This is a genomic window from Bradyrhizobium sp. sGM-13, from assembly GCF_018398875.1.
In the GTDB taxonomy this organism is placed as follows: domain Bacteria; phylum Pseudomonadota; class Alphaproteobacteria; order Rhizobiales; family Xanthobacteraceae; genus Bradyrhizobium.
Genome location: NZ_JAGWDK010000013.1, coordinates 178,944 through 191,368, shown reverse-complemented (window position 1 = coordinate 191,368; position 12,425 = coordinate 178,944). Strand labels below are relative to the sequence as shown.

Below are 12,425 nucleotides of genomic sequence, written 5' to 3'. Positions count from 1 at the left end.
CGCGGCTCTTGGCGCGCCATGCGCGTGAACACGGGCCGGCGGCGGGGCATGCGTGTTTGGCCAATTTGGTCCAGGGAACGGTGTGCAAGATCCTCGGCCGGGAGGAAATCAAGCCGCACAAAGTGCGCTACTATCTTGAAAATCGCGACACCGAGTTCGAACAGAAGATGGCGGAGGTGCTGGGCGTCTATCGTGAAGTCGAAATCCTGAAGAAAGCCTCTGCCAAAGGAAGGAGGCGGGGAAAGCCGGTGACGATCGTCTCCTGCGACGAGAAGCCGGGAATCCAGGCCATCGCAACGACGGCGCCAGATTTGCCGCCCAAGCCTGGCATCCACGCCAGCTTTGCGCGCGACCATGAATACAAACGCCATGGCACGCTCAGCCTGTTGGCTGGGATCGATCTGCTCACCGGCAAGGTCCACGCCCTTGTCAAAGATCGTCACCGCAGTCGAGAGTTCATCGAACTCCTCAGGCTTATCGATGCCGCCTATCCGCCGAACACTGCGATCAAATTGATCCTCGACAATCATTCCGCGCACATCTCGCGAGAAACCAGAGCCTGGCTCGCCACTCGACCGGTGGGACGCTTCGAGCTCGCCTTCACTCCCAAGCACGGCTCGTGGCTCAATCTCATCGAAGGATTCTTCTCCAAGTTCGCCCGTTCAGTCCTGCGCCATATCCGGGTGACCTCAAAACACGAACTCAAGGAGCGCATCATGGCCGGTATCGACGACGTCAATCGCCATCCGGTCATCCACAGGTGGTCCTACAAACTCGCCGACGCCGCCTGATATGATTCGAACCAAGAAAACGCTAATCTAGATACCGCGAGAGCGACGCATAGCCCTTGAATTCTTCCATTGGTGGCAGAGGCCTTCCGCAGTTTGTGAGGTCCTCCGGCTGGCAATAGGTCTATCGCTGCAACATTCGCCAATCTTTGTGTCCGGTGACTAGAGCTACCTATTTTAGGAACGTCCAGCCTCAAACAGCCGACCGTTGCCTTCGTGGCGAAGGTCATGGAAACGCAGGTCATCGATCTTAGTTCATCATGTCCGCGCGCAAATGTGGTGCGGATTGATCGGATGATTGTGTGAGATGTCTCTGGCCTGGTTCAAACCTTCTTTCGTGAGACCATCACGCGAACAAAACGGCAATCAATTCTGTGGCGGTAACTGAGGCGGTGCCAAATTATCAACCTTCAGGAACGTCGTAAGCTCCTGTAATGTCTGGTGGGCCCGGCAGGACTCGAACCTGCAACCAGACCGTTATGAGCGGCCGGCTCTAACCATTGAGCTACAGGCCCCGCCGCGGAGCGGCCGCGGGGAGAAGGCGGCCGGCAACGGTGCCGCCATCGTTTACAGGCATGACAGCGATACGGCAATGCCGACCTTCCGGGCCGAAAACGCGCTTTCGCGAGCGCTCGGGCTTGCCTACAACCTTCCGTGCATCATCGTCACCGAACGTTTGAGGCCAACAATGAAACTCGCTGGGATCGCCTGGGCCGGCCTGCTCCTGTTGGTCGGCGCCGCCGCAGCACAGGAGGGAGGCAAGGCCATTACCAAAACCACGATCAGCCTGGGAACCGCGACGCCGGGTGGCGGCTTTCCGGTCTACGGCACTGCATTCGCGGAGGTGATGAATGCCGCCGATCCGGCGCTGTCGATCGAGCCGCGCAACACCAAGGGCTCCAACGAAAACATCCCGCTGCTGGAAGCCGGCCAGCTCGATATCGCGCTGGTGGCGGGGGAGCCCGCCTACGAAGCCTTCATGGGCATCGGCCGGCCGGCGACGAAGCTGAAAATCCTGACCGCGATGTATTCCAGCCCCGGCATGTTCGTGGTGCGGGCGGACAGTCCCTACAAGACGATCAGGGATCTGGTCGGCCAGCCGGTTGCGTTCGGCGCCAAGGGCTCGGGCCTGCCGATCCTGTCGCGCTATATCCTCGACGGCATCGGGCTGAAGCAGGATGAGGACTTCAAGTCGATCTATCTCGACCGCGCCGGCGATGGCCCCGCCATGGTCCAGGACGGCCGCGCCGCCGCGCTGTGGGGCGCGGGCGTCGGCTGGCCCGGTTTTGTCGCGATGGTGCAAGCTCCCGGCGGCGCCCGATTTATCGCACCCGACGCCAGCGAGATCGCGCGCGTCCGCGCCAAGCACACGTTCCTTAAACCGTTGACCGTGCCCGCCAACAGTTATCCGAACCAGCCGACCGCGATCGATTCCATAGGCTCCTGGAGCTTTGTGCTGGCGCGTGAAAGCATGCCCGACGACGTCGCCTACCGGTTGGCGCGCACGCTGCATGGGCAGGAGGCCGCACTGTGCAAGAAGCTGCCGCAGGCCTGTGAGACCACGGCCGCGAATACGGTTGCGGCGGCGCCGAACGCGGGACTGATTCATGCCGGCGTGATGAAGTATTTCAGGGAAGTGGGGATAGCGAAGTAGGGCGCGCCTCTTTCCGCTCGTCGTCCCTGCGAAAGCAGGGACCCATAACCACCGCTGTCTGTTGCTACGTCGAGTAGCGGCTCCAATTTTCGTAACAACACACTCGCCTGTGGTTATGGGTCCCGGATCGCGTTCGCTGCGTTCACTTGTCCCGGACGACGGAAGATCACTTCTTCGCCATCGCGCACGCCGGATCGGGCGGACCGAACGCTTCATCGCCGGGAATCTTGGCGAGGATCTGATAGTAGTCCCACGGATATTTCGATTCCTCCGGCTTCTTGACCTGCACCAGCCACAGGTCGTGCACCATCAGATTGTCCTCGCGCAGTTTGCCGTTGCGAGAGAAGAAATCCTCGATCGGCTTTTCGCGCATCTTCGCCGCTACCTTCAGCGGCTCGTCGGTGCCGGCTTCCTTGATGGCGTTGAGATAGCTCATGACCGATGAATAGACGCCGGCCTGCCACATCGTCGGCATCCGGTTCATCTTCGCGAAGTAGCGCTTCGACCATTCGCGGGTCTTGTCGTCCATGTCCCAATAGAACGACGTCGTCAGCAACAGCCCCTGCGCTGCCGGCAACCCAAGCGAATGGATGTCGGTGATCAACGCGAGCAGCGCGGCCATCTGCTGGCCGCCCTTGAACACGCCGAACTCCGCGCCGGTCTTGATCTCGTTCATGTTGTTCGGAGGACCGGCAGCAATGCCGATGATCTTGGCTTTTGAGGCCTGGGCCTGCAGCACGAAGGATGACAGATCAGGCGTGGCAAGCGGCGGGCGCACCGAGCCCAGCACCTTGCCGCCGTTGGCCGTGACGACGGTGGAAGCGTCGCGCTCCAGCGAGTGACCGAACGCGTAGTCGTCGGTGATGAAGAACCAGCTATCGCCGCCGCGCTTCACCACCGCCTGCGCGGTGCCGACCGCCAGTGCGCGGGTATCGAACACCCATTGTATCGCATGGGGCGAACAGAACTTGCCGTGGAAGTCTGCGGTGCCGGTCGAGTGCACGATCAACAGCTTCTTCTTTTCGTTGGTGATGTTTTGCACCGCAAGCCCGACCGCGGAAACCGGAACGTCGAGGATCACGTCGACCTGATCCACGTCATACCAGCGCCGCGCGATGCCGCCGCCGATATCCGGCTTCAACTGGTGGTCGCCGACGATGATGCTGATCGGCTTGCCCAGCACCTTGCCGCCGAAATCGTCGATCGCCATCTGCGCGGCAGTGACCGAGCCCTGGCCGGTCGCCGTGGCCGCCGGGCCATTCATGTCGGTGAGAACGCCGAGCTTGACGACGTCGTCCGAGATTTGAGCCAGCGCCGCGGTCGATGCCAGCAGCGCGGCCATGAGCACGGCAAGCCTGGATAGTTTCCTGGCGAACATCCTGTCTTCTCCCTAGGAATCAGCACATTGGCCGTTGGTGTTATCAGGCGGTTGGCTCCACCAATTGGTCTCATTTGCAACTATTTTGCTCCGACGTCAACGTAGGTCGGATGGGCTACGCCACGCGCCAGATCCGGTTCTATTTATTTTCCGCCCGATTCAGGGCATAGGCGGCTCCAATGACCTCGAACCAGCGCTTGCCGACTTCGCTAACGCCGCTCGATGTGGCGCTCGCCGCGTTGCTGGAGGGCGTGGATCCGGTCGCGCCTATGGAACTGGCATTGGCGGAAGCGCTGCGCTGTATTGCCGCTGATATGCCGGGGCTCGATGCCCGCCCGCCGCGCGATATCGCTGCCGCGGACGGCTATGCATTCCGCGCGCGCGACCTTGTCGGCGCATCCTCCTATTCGCCGCTGCCATTAACGGCGGCGCCGGTGTGGGTCGAGGCCGGCGAGATCATTCCTGACAACTGCGACTGCGTGCTGGATTCCGATTCCGTCGAGATGTCCGGTCCGCTCGTGCAGGTGCTGGCGGAGGCGATCCCGGGGCAGGGCGTGCGCCGGGCCGGCAGCGATATCGCAGCGGGCAGCCGTCTCGTTGAAGCCGGCCGGCGCGTGCTGCCGCGCCATCTCATGATCGCCCGCGCCGCAGGAATGGCGCGATTGAGCGTGCGCCGCCCACACCTGCGCATCGTCAATATTCCCGGCGGCACAGTAACCGCGGATCTGGTCGCCGAGAGCGCGCGGGCCGCGGGCGGTGAGGTTCTCTTGGTCGCGGCTGCAGGTCGCGATGCCGCATCGATTATCGCGGCGATCGATGACGGTGCGTGCGATCTGCTGCTGATCGTCGGCGGCTCCGGAGTCGGCCGCACCGACACCGCGGTGATGGCATTGGGCGCGCGCGGGAAGATTCTCGCACATGGCATTGCCCTGCAACCAGGCCGCACTTCGGCCGTTGGTCGTGCGGGCAAGACGCCGGTCGTGGTGTTGCCAGGCGCGCCCGACCAGGCCTTGGCGGCATGGTGGACGCTGGCGCTTCCCGCGCTCGATCGCTTATCGGGCCGCCGGCGGCGCAACACGCTCAATCTGCCACTGGTGCGCAAGATTGCTTCAAGCGTCGGCATTGCCGAGATCGTGCTGCTGGAACGAGAGCAGGATGCCTGGGTCCCGCTGGCGGTGGGCGAATTGTCGCTCGATGCGATTGCGCGCGCCGAGGCCTGGCTCGCGGTGCCCGCCGGCTCGGAAGGATTTGCGGCGGGCACTCCGGTCGATGCCTATATGCTGCGGGAGTGATATGGGTTCGGGAATGACGAATACGCCCTCGCCGGAAGGCCGCGACACTATCGATCAGGATCAATTCCTGACTATCCTGTCGCGTGAGGATGCGCTGGCGCGGTTTGAAGCCGCGCTGTTTCCGCGTGCGGTCGCGAGCGAGCAACGCTCGCTTGCGGACGCGCTCGGGTGCGCGCTCGCCGAGGACGTCGTGGCGCCGATCGATGTGCCGCCGTTCGATCGCTCCAATGTCGATGGCTTTGCGGTGCGTTCCGCCGACCTCGTTTCGGCCGGCGAAGCTTCACCGGTACGCGTGATGCTGAACGACGAAGTGATCGCGTGCGGTACCGCCCCGACGCGGCCGGTCCTGTCGGGAACAGCCACGCCGATCGCGACCGGCGGTCCGGTGCCGCGCGGGGCGGACGCCATCGTCATGGTCGAGCATACCGAGCCGGCGGGACATCGTGCGATCGACATCCGCCGCGCCGCTTCGCCTGGGCAATTCGTATCCTATGCCGGCTCCGATATCGCCCGTGGCGAGGCGCTGCTGCGCGCCGGCACCGTCATCGGTTCGCGCGAGATCGGGATGCTGGCCGCCTGCGGCATCGCCGAGGTGACCGTCGCGCGGCGGCCACGCGTTGCGATCATTTCCACCGGCGATGAACTGGTGCAGCCCGGCCATTCCCTCCGGCCGGCCGCGATCTACGATACCAATGGCGCGATCGTCACGGCGGCGATCACGGAGAATGGCGGCGAGGCTAAGTTTCTCGGCGCCATCGCCGATGATGAGGCGCAACTCGAATCCGCGATGCGCGAGGCGCTCGCGAGCAGCGACATGCTGGTGCTGTCAGGCGGCACGTCCAAGGGCGCGGGCGACGTGTCCCACCGCATCATCGGCCGGCTCGGCAAGCCCGGCGTCATCGCCCATGGCGTGGCGCTGAAGCCCGGCAAGCCGCTGTGCCTTGCGGTATGCGCCGGCAAGCCCGTGATCATCCTGCCGGGATTTCCGACTTCGGCGATGTTCACCTTCCACGACATGATCGTGCCGGTGCTGCGGCGGATGGCCGGCCTGCCGCCGCGCTCGGACGCCAAGGTGGCCGCGCGCGTTCCCGTGCGGATCGCGTCCGAACTCGGCCGCGCCGAATTCGTCATGGTGTCGCTGGTTGAAGGCGCGGATGGGCTGATCGCGTATCCTACAGACAAGGGCTCCGGCGCCATCACCTCCTTTGCTCAGGCCGACGGCTTTCTGCGCATCGATGCGCTGGCGGACCAGATGCCGGCGGGCAGCGAGGCCGAGGTGACGCTGTTCACGCCGCATGTGCGGGTGCCCGATCTCGTCATCGTCGGCAGCCACTGCACCGGGCTCGATCTCGTTACGGCGCCGCTGGCGCATGCCGGGCTCACTGTACGCTCGATCGCCGTCGGAAGCCTCGGTGGGCTCTCGGCCGCCAAGCGCGGCGAGTGCGATCTTGCGCCGATCCATTTGTTCGACGAGAAGACCGAGACCTACAACACGCCGTATCTCAGCGACGGGCTCGAGCTGGTGCCGGGATGGCGTCGCATGCAGGGCATCGTATTCCGCAAGGACGATCGGCGCTTCGAAGGCCTGAGCGCGGAGGATGTGGTGCGCGCTGCGCTGGCCGATCCCGCCTGCATCATGGTCAATCGCAACCAGGGCGCCGGCACGCGCATCCTGGTCGACCGGCTGCTCGGCGGTGCGCGCCCGGACGGCTACTGGAATCAGCCGCGCTCGCACAATGCGGTGGCCGCGGCCGTCGCGCAGCACCGTGCCGATTGGGGCATGACCATTGCGCCGGTCGCGCATGCGTCAAACCTGGGTTTCATTCCCTTTGCCGAGGAGCATTATGACTTTGCGCTGGCGACGGCGCGCAAGCAACGGCCGGCAGTGCAGGCCTTTCTCGACGCGCTGGCCTCGGACGAGGGACGTGCCGCGCTCGAGCAGGCGGGTTTCGGGCTGGCCTGAAGCCTTCGGAGTTCAGGAAGCCGTCAACAGAAGCGGCTCGGGCAGGGATGGGAATGGCAAGACCGCTATCGATTGCGATCGTCGGCGCCGGCATGGGTGGGCTCGCAACCGCCGCGGCACTGCGGCGAGTAGGTATTGACGTCACCATCTATGAACAGGCCACGCAATTCGCGCGGATCGGGGCCGGCATCCAGATTGGCTGCAATGCAATGAAGGTGTTGCGCGCCCTCGGGCTGGAGGCGCGACTGCGCGCGCAATCCTTCTATCCGCGTTCCTGGAATAACCGCGACTGGCGCACCGGCGACATCAAGTTCGACATGATCTTCGGCGAGAGCGCCGAACAGAAATTCGGCGCGCCCTATCTTTTGGCGCATCGCGGCGATCTGCATGCGGCGCTGGCCAGCGCGGTCCCCGATGCCTGCATCAGCCTCAACCACAGACTGGTTGGACTCGAGGAAACCGGCGAGGGCGTTCGGCTCGCCTTTGCCAATGGCTCAAGCGTTACCGCCGACGCTGTGATCGGCGCCGACGGCGTTCATTCGGTCGTGCGAGATATCCTGTTCGGCACTTCACCGGTGAACTTCACCGGGCGGATCGCCTACCGCACCACCTATCCCGCCGCGCTGCTCGGCGGCGAGACAATCGACGACTGCACCAAATGGTGGGGCGAGGACCGTCACATCGTCATCTATTACGTCAAGCCGGACCGCAGTGAGATCTATCTCGTCACCAGCCAGCCGGAGCCGGATTTCCGGATCGAGTCATGGTCGGCGAAAGGCGATGTCAGGGAATTGCGCAAGGCGTTCGCCGGCTTCCACCGCCAGGTCGAGCAGGTGCTGGCCGCGTGCCCCGACGTGCACAAGTGGGCGATCGTCGATCGCAATTCGCTGGAGCGATGGGCGGATCGCAACGTGACGCTGCTCGGCGATGCCTGCCATCCGATGACGCCCTACATGGCGCAGGGCGCAGCGATGGGGATCGAGGACGCCGCCGTGCTGTCGCGTTGCCTCGAGGGCGTCGAGAGGGAAGGCGTTGCCAACGCATTCCGCCGGTTTGAGGCCACGCGCAAGGAGCGTACGGAGCGCGTCCAGCAGACCTCGCGCGCGAATACCTGGCTCAGCGGCAGGACCGACACCGACTGGGTGTACGGCTACGACGCCTGGACCGTGCCGCTGGCGGCGTAACGGCTTCTCTGAGTCGTCCCGGCGAACGCCGGGACCCATAACCACCGCTCAAAATTGTTACGTCAACAGGTGGCCCCAGCGTTCTCCAAATGGAGAAGCCTGTGGTTATAGGTCCCGGCTCGCGCTTCGCTTGGCCGGGACGACGAAGAGGGGTCATCCGCCATCCAGCGCCGCCAGCCGTTCTGCTTCCGCGATGTCGTCCATGGTATTGGCATTGAAGAACGGATCGAGCGGTGTGACCGGCCATGTCGCCGTGGCGAGCCTGTAGCGCGCGGTCCAGCGATCGATCTTCCTGATGTCCTCGACGACCAGCGCGTGGCGAAGTTGTTCGCGCAAGCCGACGCTCCATAATCCGATCACCGGATGCGACTGGCCATCGGAGGCGGCAACGGCCAACTCGGCATTCTCCGCTTCCACCGCGTCATACAGCCTGGAGACCAGATCGCGCGGCAGGAATGGGCAGTCGGCCGCGGCGCTCAATACAAACTCCACGTCAGGCCGGTTGACCGCAGCCCAGTCGAGTGCGGCCAGAATCCCGGCGAGCGGGCCAGGAAAATCAGCGACGCTGTCGGCAATGACGGGAAGGCCGAACGCTGCGAAACGCGCTGGGTCACCATTGGCGTTGAGAATCAGGCCGTCGCATTGTGGCGCAAGGCGCGCGATCACGCGGTCGAGAATGGTGCGGCCACCGATCGTGCGCATCGGCTTGTCGCCGCCACCCATTCGCCGCGCCAATCCGCCGGCGAGGAGGACGCCCGGAATTTTACTCGTCACGCTCTTCGCCCTTGCGCTTGTGCCGCGCGGATTCTTCCTCGACAAAGTCGAGGTCCTGGTCGAACACGATCCGCTCCTGTCCTGACAGCGCAATGAAGCGCTTGCCGCGCGTACGGCCAACCAGCGTTAGTCCGACCTGCCGCGCCAGTTCGACGCCCCATGCGGTGAAGCCGGACCGCGAGACCAGGATGGGAATGCCCATCCGCACCGTCTTGATCACCATCTCCGAGGTGAGCCGGCCCGTGGTGTAGAGGATCTTGTCGGCGGGATCGACGCCGTGGCGATAGATCCAGCCGGCAATCTTGTCGACGGCGTTATGACGGCCGACGTCCTCGGTGTAGCAGACGGGCGTGCCTTCCTTGCACAGTACGCAGCCATGGATTGCGCCGGCCTCCAGATAGAGCGAGGGCATGGTGTTGATCGTGCGCGTCATCTGGTAGAGCCACGACGTGCGCAACTCGGCTTTGGGCAACGCCACGCTTTCCACCGCTTCAAGCAGGTCGCCGAACGCGGTGCCCTGGGCACAGCCGGACGTCTGTGTGCGTTTCTTCAGTTTGGCTTCGAAATTGGTGTGATGCTCGGTGCGCACCACCACGACCTGAAGGTCATCGTGATACTCAACCTCGGTGACGACGTCGTCATATTTCAGCATGTTCTGGTTCAGGAGATAGCCGAGCGCCAGATATTCCGGATAGTCGCCGATCGTCATCATGGTGACGATCTCCTGCGCGTTCAGGTACAGCGTCAGCGGCCGCTCCATCGGCACCCGGATTTCGACCGTCGCGCCCGTCTGATCGGTCCCGGCGACGCGCTCGGTCAGCCGCGGATCCTCGGGATTCGGCACGATCAGGGGGGCGGGTAGTTTTTCAATCTTCATCATGGGACGCAGGTTAGCATGACTTTGTCTCCGGGCTGATATAAGGACCGGAGTTAACAAGTCACGATCTACCCGTCATGTCCCGGATTGTCCCGGCCATCCACGCCTAATCTTGCTGCGATAGCGTCAAGACGTGGATGCCCGGGTCAAGCCCGGGCATGACGATCCTGCAAGGAAACGCAGGCTCGGAGAACGCAATGAAAGTGATAGGCCTCGCGGGATGGAGCGGCGCCGGCAAGACCACCTTGCTGACGCGGGTGATCCCGCAGTTCGCAAAACAGGGCCTGCGCGTGTCCGTGATCAAGCACGCCCATCACGCCTTCGACGTCGACGTACCCGGCAAGGATTCCTGGCGGCATCGCGAGGCCGGCGCGGCCGAAGTTCTGGTGTCGTCGGGGCGGCGCTGGGCCTTGATGCATGAGCTGCGTGGGGCGCGTGAGCCGCGTCTGCCGGAACTGCTGGCCAAGATGTCGCCGGTCGATCTCGTCGTCGTCGAGGGTTTCAAGCGCGAGCCGCACCGCAAGATCGAGGTCTATCGCGCCGCGAATGAAAAACCGCTGCTGTTCCCCGACGATCCCGGCATCGTGGGAATCGCGACCGACACGGCGGTTGAAACCAAGTTGCCAACTGCCCATCTCGACGATATCGAGGCGGTGGCGGCGATGATGTTGCGGTCTGCGATATCGCTCGAAGACGTGCTGGCGAAATGCGAAGCTGAGGGCTGATCAGGCACATGGCGCAATTGTCCGACGATTGCTTTGCCTTCGGCGGCCCGATGATGTCGGTCGATGAGGCCGTCGGTCTCATTGCCACGCGTGTGACGCCAGTCGTGGATATCGAGACGGTTACGCTCGCCCGCGCCGATGGCCGCATTCTGGCGCACGAGATCCTGGCGCCGCTGCCGCTGCCGCCCTTCACCAATTCCGCCGTCGACGGCTATGCGGTTGCGAGCCGCGATCTCCCGCAGCAGGAAGAGCAAACGTTTCCAGTTACCGGCCGCGTTCAGGCGGGCAGTTCCTCATCTGTGCCGCTCAAGCCGGGGCAGGCAATGCGCATCTTCACCGGTGCGCCGATGCCGGAAGGCGCAGATACCGTTTTCATGCAGGAAGACGTCCGCGTCGAGGGCGACAAGGTCGTGCTTCCTGCAGGCCTCAAGCCGGGCGCCAATGTACGCCCCGCGGGCGAAGACATCGCTTCAGGTTTTGCGGCGCTGCAGGCCGGCCAGCGGCTGCGGCCGCAGGACGTTGCGCTCGCCGCAGCCTTTGGCCTGACACAACTCGATGTCACAAGGCGCATTCGCGTCGCCGTGTTTTCCACCGGCAACGAACTGGCTTCGCCGGGCGAAGCGCGCACCGCAGTGCAATTGTTCGATTCCAACCGTTTCATGCTGATGGCGATGTTGTCGCGGCTCGGCTGCGAGGTCAGCGATCTCGGTATTATTAGGGATGATCGCGCCTCGCTAGCCCGCGCGCTGCAGGAGGTCGCCAGCGGTCATGATTTGATCCTCACGACGGGCGGCGTTTCGACCGGCGAGGAGGACCACGTCAAGGCGAGCGTCGAAAGCGTGGGCAGGCTGGTGCTGTGGCGGATGGCAATCAAGCCGGGACGCCCCGTCGCGATGGGCATCATCGACGGCACGCCTTTCATCGGATTGCCGGGCAATCCGGTGGCCAGTTTTGTCACTTTCGTCCACGTGGTGCGGCCGACGATCCTCGCGCTTTCGGGCGCGATGCAGGAAAAACCATTGCCGATGCCGGTGCGCGCTGCTTTCACCTACAAGAAGAAGATCGCCCGCCGCGAATATGTCCGCGTCACTCTGCGCAAGGCTGCGGACGGCGCGCTGGAAGCGGTGAAATTTCCACGCGAGGGTGCAGGCCTGTTGTCCTCGCTGGTCGACACCGACGGCCTGGTTGAACTCGGCGAACAGGTCACGCTGGTCGAGCCCGGCCAGACGGTCGGGTTTCTGTCCTACGCAAGCGTGATGTGAGACTCTTTGCTGGCGCGTGCTTTCCCGAACCGGATCCCACTTCGCTCGAAAACGCTTTGTTGACGCTGCGTCCCGGCTTCGCCATGTTCGCTCGCATGAACACGACAAAACTCGATCTCACCGGTCTCAAATGCCCGTTGCCGGCGCTGAAGACGCGCAAGGCGTTGAAGTCGATCACTCCGGGCGATTTCCTGGAAGTTCACTGCACCGATCCGCTCTCGGTGATCGACATCCCTAATTTGATCCGTGAAACCGGGGATAAGGTCGAGATAGCCGAGCGCGCGGAAAGCCGTATTGTTTTCCTGATCGAGAAAGCAGCCGCCTCCGGGAACTGAGCGGGCCCGTTTGATGCAGTCCGCCTTTCCGTTCATTTTGAATCCAGATCGATCAATCGCAAACTAAAATCAATGCGCATTCGCAATCGCAGCATGAGACGGCTTTATTGATCTCCCGACCAAATTCGCGTTCTCATCCAGTGATCAGGCAAAGCAAACGTGGTTGTTCCGGGCGCGGACAGGATCGAAAGCT

General features: G+C 63.5%; 11 protein-coding genes and 1 tRNA gene. 8 read left to right on the top strand and 4 right to left on the bottom strand.

Features of this window, described 5'->3' with window-relative positions; genetic code table 11:
- Positions 1-791 (top strand): IS630 family transposase (locus tag KJQ96_RS21505; protein ID WP_213288531.1); only part of this gene is annotated, 791 nt, incomplete at its 5' end.
- 436 nt (positions 792-1,227) lie between these two features.
- On the opposite strand, the gene KJQ96_RS21500 is transcribed toward KJQ96_RS21505, so the two are convergent.
- Positions 1,228-1,303: transfer RNA gene (locus KJQ96_RS21500), tRNA-Ile, on the bottom strand.
- 173 nt (positions 1,304-1,476) lie between these two features.
- On the opposite strand from KJQ96_RS21500, the gene KJQ96_RS21495 reads away from it, so the two are divergent.
- On the top strand, positions 1,477-2,442 hold the full coding sequence (locus tag KJQ96_RS21495) for a TAXI family TRAP transporter solute-binding subunit (protein ID WP_213288530.1): 966 nt from the start codon (positions 1,477-1,479) through the stop codon (positions 2,440-2,442).
- A gap of 166 nt (positions 2,443-2,608) precedes the next feature.
- Here KJQ96_RS21495 and KJQ96_RS21490 read toward each other — a convergent pair whose 3' ends face one another.
- Positions 2,609-3,820, bottom strand: a complete 1,212-nt coding sequence (locus tag KJQ96_RS21490) for an ABC transporter substrate-binding protein (protein WP_213288529.1) — start codon at positions 3,818-3,820, stop codon at positions 2,609-2,611.
- Between the two features lie 179 nt (positions 3,821-3,999).
- Here KJQ96_RS21490 and KJQ96_RS21485 point away from each other — a divergent pair, with 179 nt between their 5' ends.
- From KJQ96_RS21485 to KJQ96_RS21475, 3 genes are read left to right on the top strand one after another with little or no spacing between them, the layout of a single operon-like run.
- Entirely contained in the window at positions 4,000-5,112 is a 1,113-nt protein-coding gene (locus KJQ96_RS21485; protein ID WP_213288528.1) for a molybdopterin-binding protein, read from the top strand.
- A gap of 1 nt (position 5,113) precedes the next feature.
- Positions 5,114-7,075, top strand: coding sequence for a molybdopterin biosynthesis protein (locus tag KJQ96_RS21480; RefSeq protein ID WP_375293189.1), 1,962 nt, complete (start codon positions 5,114-5,116; stop codon positions 7,073-7,075).
- A gap of 53 nt (positions 7,076-7,128) precedes the next feature.
- Positions 7,129-8,259 (top strand): FAD-dependent monooxygenase, encoded by a 1,131-nt coding sequence (locus KJQ96_RS21475; RefSeq protein ID WP_213288526.1) that lies wholly within the window; start codon positions 7,129-7,131, stop codon positions 8,257-8,259.
- A gap of 153 nt (positions 8,260-8,412) precedes the next feature.
- Here the strand turns inward: KJQ96_RS21475 and mobA are convergent, their stop codons facing one another.
- Both mobA and KJQ96_RS21465 read right to left on the bottom strand, forming a co-directional pair.
- Entirely contained in the window at positions 8,413-9,033 is a 621-nt protein-coding gene (gene mobA, locus KJQ96_RS21470; RefSeq protein ID WP_309142447.1) for a molybdenum cofactor guanylyltransferase MobA, read from the bottom strand.
- Positions 9,023-9,913 (bottom strand): formate dehydrogenase accessory sulfurtransferase FdhD, encoded by an 891-nt coding sequence (locus tag KJQ96_RS21465; protein WP_213288524.1) that lies wholly within the window; start codon positions 9,911-9,913, stop codon positions 9,023-9,025. Before KJQ96_RS21465 ends, mobA begins: the two co-directional genes overlap by 11 nt.
- Positions 9,914-10,107: 194 nt before the next feature.
- Here KJQ96_RS21465 and mobB point away from each other — a divergent pair, with 194 nt between their 5' ends.
- The 3 genes from mobB (at position 10,108) to KJQ96_RS21450 (ending at position 12,232) form a co-directional block, all read left to right on the top strand.
- Entirely contained in the window at positions 10,108-10,635 is a 528-nt protein-coding gene (gene mobB / locus KJQ96_RS21460; protein ID WP_213288523.1) for a molybdopterin-guanine dinucleotide biosynthesis protein B, read from the top strand.
- A gap of 8 nt (positions 10,636-10,643) precedes the next feature.
- Complete coding sequence (gene glp, locus KJQ96_RS21455) at positions 10,644-11,897, top strand: gephyrin-like molybdotransferase Glp (protein WP_213288522.1); 1,254 nt, start codon at positions 10,644-10,646, stop codon at positions 11,895-11,897.
- A 95-nt stretch (positions 11,898-11,992) separates the two neighbouring features.
- A complete protein-coding gene (locus tag KJQ96_RS21450) occupies positions 11,993-12,232 on the top strand; it encodes a sulfurtransferase TusA family protein (RefSeq protein WP_213288541.1) in 240 nt (79 codons plus the stop codon).
- Positions 12,233-12,425 lie beyond the last annotated feature (193 nt).